Source organism: Streptomyces lateritius, assembly GCF_014649715.1.
Classification (GTDB): domain Bacteria; phylum Actinomycetota; class Actinomycetes; order Streptomycetales; family Streptomycetaceae; genus Streptomyces; species Streptomyces lateritius.
In genome coordinates, this window is sequence record NZ_BMTO01000008.1 from 158,956 (window position 1) to 172,908 (window position 13,953).

15 protein-coding genes are annotated in these 13,953 nt (G+C 70.0%); 1 reads left to right on the forward strand and 14 read right to left on the reverse strand.

Annotation, left to right across the window (positions count from 1 at the left end; translation table 11 throughout):
• Positions 1-25: 25 nt before the first annotated feature.
• From IE136_RS17995 to IE136_RS18040, 10 genes are all read right to left on the reverse strand, one after another.
• Complete coding sequence (locus IE136_RS17995) at positions 26-598, reverse strand: hypothetical protein (protein ID WP_158989365.1); 573 nt, start codon at positions 596-598, stop codon at positions 26-28.
• Complete coding sequence (locus IE136_RS18000; RefSeq protein WP_189600854.1) at positions 598-1,728, reverse strand: hypothetical protein; 1,131 nt, start codon at positions 1,726-1,728, stop codon at positions 598-600. Before IE136_RS18000 ends, IE136_RS17995 begins: the two co-directional genes overlap by 1 nt.
• A gap of 10 nt (positions 1,729-1,738) precedes the next feature.
• Complete coding sequence (locus IE136_RS18005; RefSeq protein WP_158989369.1) at positions 1,739-2,884, reverse strand: hypothetical protein; 1,146 nt, start codon at positions 2,882-2,884, stop codon at positions 1,739-1,741.
• 51 nt (positions 2,885-2,935) lie between these two features.
• The gene (locus tag IE136_RS18010) at positions 2,936-4,120 is read right to left on the reverse strand and encodes a hypothetical protein (protein WP_158989371.1); all 1,185 of its coding nucleotides are present in this window, start codon (positions 4,118-4,120) and stop codon (positions 2,936-2,938) included.
• A gap of 40 nt (positions 4,121-4,160) precedes the next feature.
• The gene (locus tag IE136_RS18015) at positions 4,161-5,360 is read right to left on the reverse strand and encodes a hypothetical protein (RefSeq protein ID WP_158989373.1); all 1,200 of its coding nucleotides are present in this window, start codon (positions 5,358-5,360) and stop codon (positions 4,161-4,163) included.
• A gap of 55 nt (positions 5,361-5,415) precedes the next feature.
• Positions 5,416-6,342: a phage distal tail protein gene (locus IE136_RS18020; RefSeq protein WP_189600855.1), complete on the reverse strand. Its 927-nt coding sequence runs from the start codon at positions 6,340-6,342 to the stop codon at positions 5,416-5,418.
• 85 nt (positions 6,343-6,427) lie between these two features.
• Positions 6,428-7,681 carry a phage tail tape measure protein gene (locus IE136_RS18025; protein ID WP_189600856.1) on the reverse strand — a complete coding sequence of 418 codons (1,254 nt, stop codon included), beginning with the start codon at positions 7,679-7,681 and terminating at the stop codon, positions 6,428-6,430.
• On the reverse strand, positions 7,678-8,880 hold the full coding sequence (locus IE136_RS18030) for a phage tail protein (RefSeq protein ID WP_189600857.1): 1,203 nt from the start codon (positions 8,878-8,880) through the stop codon (positions 7,678-7,680). Before IE136_RS18030 ends, IE136_RS18025 begins: the two co-directional genes overlap by 4 nt.
• A gap of 30 nt (positions 8,881-8,910) precedes the next feature.
• Positions 8,911-9,831: a hypothetical protein gene (locus IE136_RS18035; RefSeq protein WP_158989381.1), complete on the reverse strand. Its 921-nt coding sequence runs from the start codon at positions 9,829-9,831 to the stop codon at positions 8,911-8,913.
• A gap of 98 nt (positions 9,832-9,929) precedes the next feature.
• A complete protein-coding gene (locus IE136_RS18040) occupies positions 9,930-10,142 on the reverse strand; it encodes a hypothetical protein (RefSeq protein ID WP_158989383.1) in 213 nt (70 codons plus the stop codon).
• A gap of 297 nt (positions 10,143-10,439) precedes the next feature.
• Here IE136_RS18040 and IE136_RS18045 point away from each other — a divergent pair, with 297 nt between their 5' ends.
• Entirely contained in the window at positions 10,440-11,378 is a 939-nt protein-coding gene (locus tag IE136_RS18045; RefSeq protein WP_158989385.1) for a hypothetical protein, read from the forward strand.
• 40 nt (positions 11,379-11,418) lie between these two features.
• Here the strand turns inward: IE136_RS18045 and IE136_RS18050 are convergent, their stop codons facing one another.
• The 4 genes from IE136_RS18050 to IE136_RS18065 form a co-directional block, all read right to left on the reverse strand.
• Positions 11,419-11,775, reverse strand: coding sequence for a DUF5361 domain-containing protein (locus IE136_RS18050; RefSeq protein ID WP_229818952.1), 357 nt, complete (start codon positions 11,773-11,775; stop codon positions 11,419-11,421).
• 71 nt (positions 11,776-11,846) lie between these two features.
• A complete protein-coding gene (locus IE136_RS18055; protein WP_158989387.1) occupies positions 11,847-12,137 on the reverse strand; it encodes a hypothetical protein in 291 nt (96 codons plus the stop codon).
• 88 nt (positions 12,138-12,225) lie between these two features.
• On the reverse strand, positions 12,226-12,828 hold the full coding sequence (locus IE136_RS18060) for a phage tail tube protein (protein ID WP_158989389.1): 603 nt from the start codon (positions 12,826-12,828) through the stop codon (positions 12,226-12,228).
• Between the two features lie 145 nt (positions 12,829-12,973).
• The gene (locus tag IE136_RS18065) at positions 12,974-13,381 is read right to left on the reverse strand and encodes a phage tail termination protein (RefSeq protein WP_158989391.1); all 408 of its coding nucleotides are present in this window, start codon (positions 13,379-13,381) and stop codon (positions 12,974-12,976) included.
• Positions 13,382-13,953: the final 572 nt, after the last annotated feature.

Here is a 13,953-nt window from a genome sequence, read left to right on the forward strand (position 1 = left end):
CTCCTCGTACTGCTCGAAGGGCGGATCAGGTCTGGGCGCCGTGGATGAGGACGGGCTGGGCGTAGACCGTGCCGCCGCTGGCCATGGCCTGGATCTCGATGTTCATCGTCTGGCCGAACCTGGTCTTCATGTCGCCGGGAATCAGGCCGAGGTGGTCGTAGGTGGTGCCCGCGGTGACCGTGGGACCGAACTGGACGTTGTCGACGAGCACCCGCACCTGGCCGGTGGCACCCGTCGACGCCGCCGTGTGGAGAGCGAGCCGCATCTTCGGCTGCCAGATGGGGTTGGAGGACCGGGCGATGGTCGTGAAGGCGGCGGCGGTGGTCGACGGCCACTTGGCGGGATCGCTCGCCAGCGGCGGCAGCAGCGGCAGCCAGGGCCGGGCGAGACCGCCGGTCGTGATGTCGTCCGCGAAGATCTCGTGGTTGTAGCCGTCGAAGATCCGGAACAGCGGCCGGGTGACGGTGGCGCCGCCGGACTGCGTGGCGGGGCGGAACTCGTTGACCGGGGGACGGGTGTTGACGGCGGTGGACAGAGCCTTCAGCCGGCGTTCCATCTGGTTGAGCCGGTCGATGATGTCCTCGGGCAGCTGGGGCATCAGGCCTCCTCAAGGTAGAGCTCGGCGGTGTCGGGACGTCCGCGCTCCGGGGGAGTGACCTTGACGCCGATGATGCGGTAACGGGCGTCGAGGCCCGGTGAGAACCACTCGTCGTGGATCCGGATGCGGGCGGTGCGCCCGATGAGAGCCGGCGGCACCATCCCGCCGAGGTGGATCGTGATCGCCGGGATCACCACGGCGCCGCGGGCCTGGGCGAGCTCCGCGGCGGCCAGCGACTCCAGGGTGAGCTCGTCGGTGATCTCGTTGTGGTCCGAGGACAGGTCGATCAGCGGCCAGCCGTCGACGAGCAGCGATGTGTCGTACTGCTCCTTGCCGTACAACGGCCGCGACTCGGCGGCCGCGTTGGAGTTCACAGACGCGCCGCGGGCCAGGGCGGTGGTTCCGCCGCGGGTGGCGTCGTACGGGAAGGAGTACGACAGGATGACGCCGGGCCGGTCGAAGAGCAGGTCCGTGGCACCGTTGATGATCTTGGGTTCGCCGAGCCGGAGCTGGCGGACCCGCTGGCCGGAGATCGGGTCGCGGTAGACCAGGATCTGGTGCTCGAAGCCGTCCTGCATGCCGGCGATCTGGTTGAGCGCGTCCAGGTAGACGGTCTCGTCGCCCTTCCGCCACGAGACGGTCCGCTTGATCTTGGCCGGCTCGTCGCCGTACGTGATCCCGAGGCGCTTGGGGTCCTGTTCCGACGGGAGGCCGGGGTAGGTCTGGAGGTCGAGCTCGCGCCACAGTCGGCGCGCGATCTCCAGCTGATAGGTCGGGGTGTCGTAGGTGATGTCCGTGCGGATGCGCCGACGGCCCGCGTACGAGTCGAACGTGGCGGCCTGGATCCCGAGGGTCAGTACCCCGCGGCCGCTGGACTCCAGGGTGGTGGTCCACACGATGCCGCCCCACCACAGGTCCCCGCCGCGCTCCAGATAGACCGCGGTGCGGCCTTCCCGGACCTGTTTGACCCGCTCGGCGATGGCCTTGTTCGGGATGGGGATGGTGCCGGAGAGCGAGCCGGCCTTGCCGATGTAGTCGTCGAAGGAGACGTCCCGCAGGGGCAGGATGTCCAGGGTCTGGTCGGTGAGCAGATCGCAGAGGATCGCCCGGTAGGGCGTGTCGAGACTCATTCGGCGGACCTCACGGGAGGATGTAGGTGGCGCTGATGCGGATGTTGCGGTTGGCGGCGAGCGCACCGTTCGCGGACCAGGTGCGCAGGTCGATCTGGCCCGAGGTGGTCACGTTCGCCCCGCCGTTGCCGAAGCCGTCGCAGGCGGAGGCCTCGACGCTGAGGGCCGGACGCCAGCCCGCGGGCAGGACGCACAGCGGCTCGTCGTTGATGTTGCCGGCGCTGTTGGCGTCGACCTGGGGGCCGGTGCGGGTGACGGTGACGGTCATGGTGCACAGGCCGCTCTTCGTCCGGCGGGCATAGAACGAGACCACGGACCAGTTGGCGAGCGCGGTCACGCCCGTGGTGGTCGCCTCGTTCTCGACAGGTGGCTGGTAGTTCACCCAGGTGGTGCCGTTCCAGCGCTGGAGGCTCCCGTTGTTGTCGCGGAACTGACCGGTGTAGCCGCCCGCGGACACCGTGCCGCTGGGGGCGATGCCGCCGATCTCCTTGGGGTAGGCGACCCAGGTGGTGCCGTCCCAGCGCTGGAGGCAGTGGGCGTTGTCGTTGTCCTGGTACTGGCCCGGGTAGGAGCCGGCCACAGCGGCGTTGTTGTAGACGGGCAGGATGCCGCCGGCCGCGACGGTCGTGGTGCGCAGGTCGGTGACGGTGCCGGACGCCGTCCAGTCGATGCCGCCGGTGCCGGCCGAGGCCCCGGCCTTCACCTTGACTCCGAACAGCACCAGCGAGCGGGCCGGGGGCTCGGGCGCCACCGGAGCGGCCTTCGGCTCGCCCTTCACGATCTCGACGACGGCGTCGTACTTGCCCTGGAGGTCGGCGTCGTTGTCGTACACCCGCAGGACGACGAGGTCGATGCGCGGGTGGAGCGGGTCGCCGTCGCCGAAGGTGATGGTCATGTCCTGATCGACGGCGACGGGGTAGGCGCCGTCCGAGTTTCCGCCCTGGATGACGGCCCTGCCGTGGTAGACGGTGGCCGTCATCGGGCCGGCGCCGCTCATCCACAGGCCGCCGAGCCGGAACTTGCCGTCGTACGTGCCGGGCAGGATGCCGGACCGTACGCCGAGCGGGTTGATGGGGGTGGTGGCGCCGATGTTGGTGATACGGGTGTTCTGGCGGGTCTGCCCTAGGGGCAGCAGCCAGCCGGAGCGTACGGGCATGGGATCTCCTGGGGAAGGAAACGTTCGGGCAGCCGGTGGACGGAGCGTGGCTCAGTGCTGCGGAACGACGTGGAGGTACGTGTTGTTGAACCAGGCCTGCAGGGCGCTGTTGGTGGTCCGGTAGTAGGCGGTGACCGTGTAGGTGGCGCCCACCGTCAGCGTGTGCAGACGCTGGGTGGTGGAGACGGAGATGTTGCCGGGGGACTGGCAGACCACCGCGTACGAGTCGCTGTTGTCGCGGTGGACGGTCGTGCCCTGCGTGACCCTCACGCCCATGAAGCCGGCACCGGAACCCGTGCCGACCAACTGGATCCGAGAGCCGAAGGTGAGGATGGCCTGCCGGGAGCCCGGGGCGACGAAGGTGACGGACAGCGCTGCCCGGTCGGTCAGCGTGCTCACCCAGGTCGTCGAGGTGGTGTAGCTGGCCGTCAGCGTGTCGTTGAAGTACGGACCGGGGAAGGCCGGGGCCCACGCCGAGCCCGTCCAGCGCTCGAGCCGGCCGCCCACGCCGTCCCGGTACTGGCCGGTGTACGTGCCCTGGATGGAGGAGCTGACGGAGTTCGGGACGACGCCGCCGATGGCCTGCGGGTACGCCACCCACTTGCCGCCGTCCCAGCGCTGGAGCTGGGCGTCCGGGGTGTCCTGGTACTGGCCGGGGTAGGCGCCCGGCTGGACCGGACCCTCGACCGGGAGGATGCCGCCGACGGAGGAGACGGTGGTGCGCCGGTCCTTGAGGGCGGTGGCCCACGGGATGCCGCCGTTGCCCGCGCTGGCGCCGGCCGGGACGGTCACCTCGTACAGCGGCAGGCTGCGTGCCGGAACCGGCTGGGCCTTCGCGGACTGCTCCGGAAAGCCCTGGACGATCTCGATGACGGCCTCGTTGCGGTTGCCCTCGTAGAGCTTGTCGTAGACCCGCAGGACGACGAGGTCGACCCGGTTGTACAGGGCGTCGCCCGGGGCGAAGGTGACGGTCTCGGAGGCCGGCAGGGTCACCGGGTAGGCGCCCTGGGAGACGTCACCCTGGATGACGGCCCGGCCCTCGGAGACCGTCGCCGACATGGCGGAGGAGTTCGTCATCCAGAAGCCGGACAGCCGGTACTTGCCGTCGTAGGAGCCGGGCAGGATGCCGGAGCGGACCTGGACGGGGTTGAGCGCGTTGGTGGCGCCGATCTGGGTGAGCCGGGTGTCCTCGCGGGTCTGGCCGGTCTCGGCGACCCAGCTGCTGCGCAGGTTCATGGGGTTTCTCCGTTCGAAGGGTCGAGGGGCGGATGAAGGTTCAGGACTTGATCCACTCGGCGGTCAGGGTGCAGGCGTAGCCGGAGCCGCCGAGCGTTTTGATCGCCGCGGTGTGGCTCTGGAAGCCGGCCAGTTGGAGCGTGTTGCCGGCGGTGAGTCTGATCAGGCCCTGGCCGCCGACCGTGATGGCGCTGTTGCCCGCGGGGGTCAGCCATGTCATGCGCGGCACGCCGGCCCCGTTGACCAGGACGCGGGCGCCCCGGGAGCCGGTCTGGGCGTCGTTCGACCAGACGGTGTGTGCGCCGATCCGCCACCAGCCGGTGCGCGGCACGACGAAGGTGTGGGTCCCGTTCCAGCCGGCGGCGTCGTCGGCGTCGACGGTCGGCATGGTGATCACGGTCCAGGTGTTGGGCGGGACGCTCTGCTGCTGGGCCGTCAGGGCCTGCGAGGCGCTGAACAGGAGGGACGACTTGCCTTCCACGTACTGCCAGGCCGCGCCGTCCCACCGCTGCAGGACCCCGTTGCCGTCCCGGTACTGGCCGATGTAGCCGCCGGTCGAGACGAGAGAGCCGGGGGCGATCCCGCCGATCGCCTTGGGGTACGAGACCCAGGTCGTGCCGTCCCAGCGCTGGAGCATCCCGGCCGCGTCCCGGTACTGGCCGACGTACGCCCCCTTGAAACCGCTGGTCGGCAGGATGCCGCCGAGCGCCACCACCGGCCAGTGCTGCTGGGTGACTCCGCCGTTGGTCCAGGCGATGCCGCCGGTGCCGGCGGAGGTGCCCTTCGGGACGCGGATCGTGTACAGCGGGATGGCGCTGCCCTGGCCGCTCGCCGGCGCCACGGGGGTGGCCTGCGCGGTGCCCTTGACGAGCCGTACGACGGCCTCGGTGACGCCCGTGTGGTCATGGGTGTCGTCCACGACGGCGAGTTCGATCAGGTCGATCCGGTCGTACTGCGGGTCGCCGTCGGTGATGGTGAGGATCTCCGGGGTCGTGACGGCCACCAGGTAGGCACCCTGGGCGGTCTCGTTGCCCTGCACGATCGCCCGGCCGGTGCCGATCGTGCATTGCATGGGGGCCGTGCCGCTCAGCAGCAGGCCGCCCGGCACGACGCCCGGCCGGGAACGGAGCGGGGTCTCTTCGGGGCTCTGGCCACTGGGGGTGAGCAGGGCGGCGAGGGTGAGGCGGGTGTCCTCGCGGGTCTGACCGGTGGACTGGAGCCATGCGGCCCGTACGGTCATGGGTTCACCTCTTCGTATGGAGGAGTGGATCCGTCGGGAGCGGAAGGGGCCTCGGTCACCACTCGGCGCTGCGCCAGCGGATCGTCATGAGTGCTTCCGGGGTCGCCTCGTCGGGCCGGAACGAGAGCTCCGTGCGGCCCGGCTCGAGCAGGAAAAGCTCCTCCGGGCTGGAGTCCGCCATGGCGGTGTGGCGGCGGGACGCGGTGTTGTTGAGCATGACCGTGCCGTTGGCGGTGTCGACGACCAGTTCGTCGCCGGCGGCCAGGTCGATCGCGTACCGCAGCCGACGCTTGCTGATTCGCTCGGTGACGGTCGGCATGGAGCACGGGCCGCGGAAGACGATCACCGGGTGGGTGGCGGCGGAGCCGGTGTTGTCGGCGACGGCGTCACCGGTGCTGGTCGCCTGGCCCCAGTCGAGCGGCCAGGTCAGCGGCCAGGTCAGTCCGGACTCGGGCTGCGGGGCCGTGGTGGTGGCGAGCTGCTCGTTGACGGCGTAGCGGCGAGGGTCGGCCGCCAGCCATTGGATGGACATCTTGGACGTGCCCTGGGTGGCGAAGCCCTGGTCGGCGGGGACCACGCGCTGGGCGATCCGCGCGCGTACGGCGAGCAGCTCTCCGTGGAGCTGTACCGTCAGCCAGCGCTCCTCGTCGAGCAGGGCGAGCGCCTGCCGCAGGGCGCGGATGGCCTCGGGCGCCGCCTTGTACTCCGGCATCAGCACGATCGTCCCGCCGACCTTGCGCGGCTTGGCGTACCGGGAGCCCGGCCAGGCGCCGTGCGAGGTGGGGCGGTCGGCGTCGGAGGAGTCGTACTCGGGCAGGTCCTCCCAGCCGGTGAGACCGGAGCGGTCGACGGCGAAGGGGGTGCCGGGGCCGATGAGAAGCCCGGCCCACTGGATCTGCCCGTCCTGGGTGATCAGCGAGCCGGGCGCGACGTCGGCGGTGTAACCGTTTCCGGTGGCGTATGCGGTTGTGGTCTCGGCCATGGGGCCGTCACCTCACTTCTGATGGAGTGTCGGTGGTGGGTGGTCGGCGGCGGACGGTCGGCGGTGACGGTCAGCCGCTCGACGGTCAGCGGTGCGCGGCCGCCAGGAAGAGGAGGTCCTCGGCGGTCGACCGGGGGCCGGCACCGGGCTGCTCGCGGAATTGCCTTATGCGGTGCGGCTGCCGGGGCGGCTCGGTGAGGGCCGGGACGCGGCGGTTCTCGAGCACGGTGAGCGAATCGATGCGCGGGGCGTCGGCCGCGCCGGGGAAGACGACACCGCCGTCGGCGAGCATCGGGATCTTGTCGATGTCGACGCCGAACTTCTTGTCCGTGAGCGGGATCGAGACGGTCAGCTCGTTGAGGCCGTCGATGATCCAGTTGGCGAACGCGATGAGACCGTTGACCGGGCCCTTGACGACCCCGACGACGGCGCTGAGAGCGCCCTTGACGAGGTCGCCGATCCCGCGCAGGGCCTTGCTCACCGCGTCCTTGGCGGTACGGAAGAAGCCGGGGATCTTCTCCGTGACGAAGGACATGACCGGCTGGACCGCGTTCTTGATCCCGCCGAGGGTGCGCGAGGCGATCCCGCGCAGCGCGTTGGAGGCGGAGGTGACGGCGCTGCGGATCTTGGAGATGCCGTCGATCGCGGCCCCGACGATCTTCAGCGCGGTCTTGAACAGCGTCAGGTACGCCTTGAAGTACGTCCCGACGGCCTGGCCGACCACCTTCATGACCGGGGAGAGGAACTTCCAGACCGCCTGGAAGACCTTGAGTGCCGCCTGGAAGGCCTGCTTGAGGAACTTCTGACCGGTCTGGGAGTTGACCGCGAGCTCGATGAGGTACGCGGCGACGGGCACGAGGATGCCGACGAGGAAGCCGATCGGGTTGGCGCGCATCGCGACGTTGATGCCGGTCATCGCGATGGAGGCGACGGTCATGACGGTGCCGTAGGTCTCCGTCAGTTTGCTGATGACGTCGGTGACGGGCAGCAGGGGCGCGAGGATCGCGACCAGGCCGCCGATGCCGGTGCCGATCTTGCCGGCGGCGGTCCTCGCCTTGCCCGCGGCGGCGCCCGTCTTCCGGATGCCGGTGGCGGCGTCGGACTGCTGGATCCGCCGGACGGAGGTCGCGGCGCCGGAGGCGCTGGTGCCGAGGGTGCGTACGGAGGAGCCGGCGGCGCCCAGGCCGGTGGCGAACGTGGACATGCCGCCGGCCGCCTGCTGGGCGCCCTGCTTGAGCCGCTTGAGCGAGTCGGCCGCCTGTCCGGCGCTCTGCCGCAGGGAGTTCATCACCGGAGTGACCGCGCCGAACCGCGGCATGGCGACTGCGGCGGCACTCATCCGCGGGCCTTCGCCAGGTACATCAGTGCGTTCGCCGTCGACTGCGGGTCGGTGCCCCGGGCCGCGTGGTAGTGCTCGATGTGCAGCGCGGCCCCCGCGCCGCCGGCGGCCTGCGTGTGCGCCGACATGCGGGCGCGGCGGGCGGTCTGGGCGAGCAGCCGGTCCAGCTTGGAGAGCGGGAGGACGGCCTCGGCCTCGCCGGCCTCGGCGAGGATCGCCGGGACACCGCCGTGGCGGGGCATGACGACACCACCGGTGGCGAGCATGGGGATGGTGGGGATGTTGACGCCGAAGGTCTTGCCGCCGACGAGCGGCACCCAGCCGGGGACGCTGACCTTGACCCGGTTCAGGCTGCCGATCATCCCGTTGATCAGGCCGATGACCGCGTTGATCGGGCCCTTCACGCCGCTCTTGATGCCCTCGAACGCCCGGGACGCGATGTCCTTGAGGCCGTTCCAGATGGACGACATCTTCTCCTTGACGGCGCTGAAGGCCTTCGGGATCGCGGTCTTGATCCAGTTCACCACCGGGGTGATGACGGCCTTGATGCCGTTCCAGACGGTGCTGATGACCGTCTTGATCGCCTTCATGACCGTGGTGATGACCGTCTTCCAGATCTTCACGTAGGTCTTGATGACGGTGGCGACAGCCTTGACGACGGTGGAGATGGCCTTCTTGATGCCGTTCCAGACCGTCTTGATCAGCTGACCGGCCTTCTTCATGATCGGGCCGATGGCCTTCATGACCGAGCTGATCACGGTCTTGATGGCGCTGAAGGCCTTCTTCATGACCGTCTGCATGGTCTTCGAGCGCATCGCCATGTCGACGATCTTCTCGATGAGCGGCATGAACAGCTCGATCAGGCGGGCGAGGATGTTGCCCTTCATGGACTTGTTGAGCTTGTCCTGGCCCTTGGCGGCCTTGCCGGCCCCGGACTCGTACTTGCCGAGCTTCTTGCCGGCGGACTCGGCGGTCTGCCCGGCCTTCTTCAGGGAGCGCTCGGCCTGGTCCGAGGCGGTCTTGAGGTTCTTGAGCTGAGTGCTGGAGCCCTGGGCACTGGTCTTGAGGTTCTTCAGCTGCCCGTCGGCCGACCGGCCGGCGTCACCGACCTTCTTGACCGAGGTGCCGGCGCCGGACGCCTGCGTCTTGAGGGTGCGCAGGGAGGTGGACGCGTTCTTCAGTGATCTGACGAGAGACATGGGTTACCTCCTTTCGGGGGTGGTTGGAAGTCAGGCTGCGCCGATGGCCGTGGCGGCTCCCGTGGCGGCCAGCTTGAGGGCGTCGAATCGCTCCCGCAGGTTCTGGCCGGCGCGGTCGAGCCCCTCGGCGGCTCGGGTGGCGTCCTTGAGGTTCTGGGGGATCCTGTTGGGCGCGAAGTCCGCCATGACGTTCTTGAGGGAGCGCGTCTTGGTCGTGACCGTCTGGAGCGTGTCGGTGTTGACGCTGTCCACGGCCGTGCTGATCTTCTCGACGCCCTTGGCCGCTTTGGTGAGCTCGCGGGCCGACGGCATCTTGTTGAACTTGGTCCTGAACGGGCCGGCCTTGCGGTTGAAGGCATCGATCTGCCGGATCAGCTTTTCGAGTGCCTCGCGCGCGCCGTTGATGTTGGCCGCGTCCGGGATGGTGGAGAGGCCGCCGCCGTTGAAGACCCGACGCTCGCGGTCCTCGACGGCCTGGCGGTTCTGGCGAGTGATGTCGCCGTTCTCGTCGTAGGCCCGGATCGGTCGGTCAGGGTTGCCCCACTGCTGAAGGCTCCGGGAGATGTTGAGGAGCTTGCCCGCCAGATAGATGCCGATCGCGGGGACGGCGAGACCCACGACGGCCGCGGCCAGGTAGGCGGGCCACCACCCGCTGCTCTCGTGGTACTTCTCGAGCGCGGCGGCGAAGCCGTCCAGTCCCATGGCCTCGAGCCACTCGGTCTTCTTCGCCTTGGTGAGCTCCTGGTGCATGTCGTCGATCTTCTTGAAGTACCCCGCGGTGAAGGTGCTTTCCATCCACTGGACGGTGACGACGTGCGGGGACACCGCGATCAGGTGTTCCTTGAGCTGGGAGACGTTCGGGGGTTTCCCGGACTCGGGTTGGGGGAGTACGAGGGCGGCCTTGACCTCCGCGATCTTCTGGATGATCTCCGTGTTCGTTGGTTCTGCCATGAGTTGCTCCGCTTCCGGCCGGTGACGGCCAAGCGCCGGAAAGCCCCTGCCGGCATGGAACTTCGGCAGGGGCTCGTGCGTGGAGGGCGGCGGGAGGGCTAGGCCTCGTCGTCCCGGTGGGAGGCGCGTCGCGTCGTCGCGAGGGCGTCGTTCCAGCCGGCCGCGTACGCGAGGGTCTCGTAGCGGCTGACCTCGGCGTACAGCGTGCCGAGCAACGCTCTCTTGTCGAGGGCGACGGGTCCGTCGAGGAGCTGGCGGAGGCGGTCCTGGAGCGGGATGTGCGGTCGCGATGCCTCGGCCTGCTGAGTCATGGAGCCTGCCTTCCGGTTGCTTGCCCTTGCGTGCGTGGCGGCGCCGCGGAGTGAGGCGGGGGCACCACATTTTCGAACTACTGTGCGAATAGAGTGTGGAACACCTGTTCGGTGTTTGTCGAGCGGGAATGACCTGACGGCGTGTCTGCTCGTGGCGAAACATGACCGGTTGATGCTGCAACGTTCGCTGAGAACGACCGGGTACGCTGGATACGCGCTCCAGGATCGGACCACCTCGGAGCGCCAGGGGCGCGAGTGGCGCGAGGGGACCCCAGGGGGCGGAAGGCATACAGACGTATGGACAGGGAGCGGGGCGCCGGCCGCCGCGGTCGGGTCGTCGACTGGTTCGAGACGAACTCCGACCTACCTCATCTGTTCGCATGGATCTCCGAACTGGTCCATGTCCACGGGTACGCACCCGAGGACCTCGTCGTGATCGCCAGAGCCGAACTCGACCGCCGCGAGACAGCCGCCTTCACCGCCGGCTGGGCCGAGGCCGTGTCGGAGGAACTCCCCCGCATACGCAGGGAGTACGAGCGGCGTGTCGCCGACGCCTACGCGCAGGGCCAGCGTGACGCGCGTGGAGTCCGTCGCCCTCACCGCCGTGCGGGGGAGGGCGAGGACGGTGCCCGGGTCATCCCGCTGCCCTTCGCCCGACTCCTGGAACCGCCCGCCGCGGTGATCCAGGCGGAGGAACGCCTCCGCCGGGAACGCGCACAGTTCGACGAGCGGGGCCGGCACCCCGAGCCGGAGCCGGAGTCGGCGCCGGTGCCGGTGCCGGAGTCGGCGCCGGATCAGGTGGCCGAGCCGGACTCCGCGTCCGACGAGGATCTCGATGAGCATCGCGACCAGGGGCGCGATGTCCAGCTCGAACACGCCACCGCTCTCCGGGACGACGACGAGCCGCCTCGCCCGCGTACCGAGGAGCCCGAAGGCGAAGCGGAACGGCCCCCGGAACCGGAAGCCGATGTCCTGCCCACCGCGCAGGAGCTGCGGACCCGCAGGACGACCCATTCGGTACGGAAGGTGGTACGCGGCAAGGGCGGGCGCCCCGTGGTGCCGCCACTCGGCCAGGTCCCCGGACAGACCGGGTCCGCGACCGACCGCCGTACCTCCGAGCCCGGCGAACCGGAGACGCGCGGGCGCAGGGGGCGACGGCTGTCGGAGCGGGCCAGGGCTCTGGAGGAGGAGCTGGTCGACCGAGCACAGGAACCGCCCCCGGAGCCCGCTCCCTGAAACGGGAACGGGCACCGGGGGCTGTGGCGGGACGGGGAGGTCAGCCGAAGAACCGGGCGAGCGCTCCCGGGGAGACCGCCTCGCCGGCGCCCTCCTCCGCGGAGTCCCTCTCCTGTCCTTCTCCCTCTCCCCCGCCGTCCGCGTCCGCGTTCGAGCCCGGACGCGGGACGGGCTTCGGGGGCTCCGGCGGATCGTCGTCCTCGCCGCTGTTGACGCACTGGAACATCCAGTTGGCGACGGCCAGATGGTCCACCGTCGCCGCGAGCAGGTGATCGGTGATCGACCACTCCGCGGCCTCGCCGTGCAGCTCCCGCTGTACGGCACTGTCCTGCGGAAGGTGCTTGATCAGCGTCAGGACCCGGCGGCTGGAGAGGTCCCCGCGGTACCAGTCGAGCAGATCGACGGAGTAGTAGCGGAGGAGATCCGCTTCAAGGGCCTCGGCGTGTTCGTCGGCGAACTCGACGAGGCTCAGTCTTCCCCCAGGCCGAGCCCGGTCTCCTTGCCGTAGGCCTCCAGGATGGCGGCGATGTCCTGCATGGTGATGTCGTGTTGCTCGAAGCGGGCGAACTGCTCCTCACCCATCAGGAGCGCGAGCAGCCCGTCCACGTCGTTGTCGTCGAGCTTGCGCAGACCCTTCGCGGTCGCGCGGCTGAGCTCGGTGGGGAGGGTGTAGGACTCGCCGTCCAGCTCGAAGGACCAGCTGCGGCCGCTGGCCTCCAGGCGCTGGGCGCGTGCTGCGTTGACGTCGAAACGGGCCATGGTGATGCGTACTCCTTGTTCGAGTGAGTGAAGAGGAGAGGGGCGGGGCGGGGCGGCGGTGTGCCGCCCCGCCCCGGGTGGAGAGGGATCAGACGGTCGCGGAGTACTGGCTGTCCTTCATGATGAAGGTGGCCAGCGGCTTGCCGTCGCCGTTCGACATGGCCGAGAAGGTGACGCCCAGCTGGGACGCCGCCTTACGGGCCAGCTTGATGTCGTCGGAGGCGGTGACCTGGCCGCGCGGGATGATGAAGCGGTACGTCACCGCGGTGGTGCCACCGGCCTTGACGTCGGTGAACTCCAGGCCGAGGGCGCGCACGTCCGCGAACGGACGCTCGGAGATCTCGTACTTGTAGGTGTCGACCGCCGGGGTCGGCTCCGCCGCCACCTTGCCGCCGCCCATGAAGAACGGCAGCGTGTCCTCGTTGAACTGCAGCATCGAGAACTTCAGCGACAGGTCACGGGCCGAGTAGATGTAGTGGACCGGAGAGACCGACTGCCACGAGTCGATGGCCTCCAGCTTGTCCTTCTTCGAGAACGTGACGCCGTCACCGGTGGTGAAGCCGAGGTCCGTCCAGTCCTTCCAGTCGGTGGCGGAGTCGGCGCCGAAGGCCGGCACGGCGGTGCCGACCTTGGCGACGTAGAGCTTGCCGACGCCTGCGACGCGGATCTCGGCGGAGTTGTTTCCTGCCATGGTGGGTTTCTCCTTGTGGTTGAGACGTGGGTTGTGCGGGAGCACCGCTCCAGGGCTTCGGGCCCGGGAACGGCAAAGGCCCCGCCGGGTGGCAGGGCCTGGTCTGTGGGGTGGCGGTGCGTGCGTGTCGCCGGGTGCCGGTCCGTCAGAAGACGGTCACGGAGACCCGGATGAGGCACACGTACCGGTTGGCGCCGCGGTAGAGGTAGTCGGGCGTCCAGCGCGGGCCGTCCTGCTCCTCGACGTCGTGGAAGACGTTGCTGCCGACCTTCTTGCCGATCGTCGCGAGCAGCGCCTTGCGGGCCGCGTTCGCGAGGGTGTGGGCGGCGTTCTTGCTCGGCCCGTACACCTCGAACTCGATCACCGGCATGTCGACGTGCAGATCGCCGATCCAGGCACCGCCGCGCCGGTTCACGAGGACGACGCTCTGGGTGCCGTCGAAGCCGGTGGGCGGGTGGACGGCGACCGTGGCGCCGGCGAGGGCGGGGTCGGCCTTGAGGACGTCGACGACCAGCTTCTCGACGTCTGGGAAGGCACTCGGGGGCGTGGTCATGACGGTTCTCCTCAGGAGCGTGATGGCGTGAGGGCGGGCCGCTGCCGGGGCGCTCCCCGCGGGGAAGGGGGCGCACGGCGCAGAGAGCGCGCCCGGACAGCGAACGGCGGAGCTGCGACCCGTCTCGCGGGCACAGCTCCGCCGCTGCACCAACTGTGACAGAGAGCGTGCGCGCACGCAACTAATTCGGGAGGTGGGTTCCGGACGGGGCGGGGGGCGCCCTTCGGCCTGCCCCCGCCACGGGCGCCGTCCGCACGCGGCGGGGGCGCCGCACCGCCGGGGGTTGCACGGGGACGTGCGCCGCTCTGGGGCTGATGGGGCGCGCGTGGCCGGCGGCTGCGCCCGGGGCCCGGCGCCGCCTCACGCCGACGGGCCGGCCGCGACGGAGGTGGTCCCTGAGGGTGTGCGTCGCGCCTGGTGCGACCGGTGGGGCGTCGCGTCGGGGGGCGACGGGCCGCGCTGCCGGTGACGGAGCCGTGCGAGTTCGCTCCGGCGATGCCCGTGGGGCCGGCCCGGGGCCGGCCCCAGACGCGGGCCCGCCGCGCGTCCGCCGCGACAGGGGCGGATCGCTC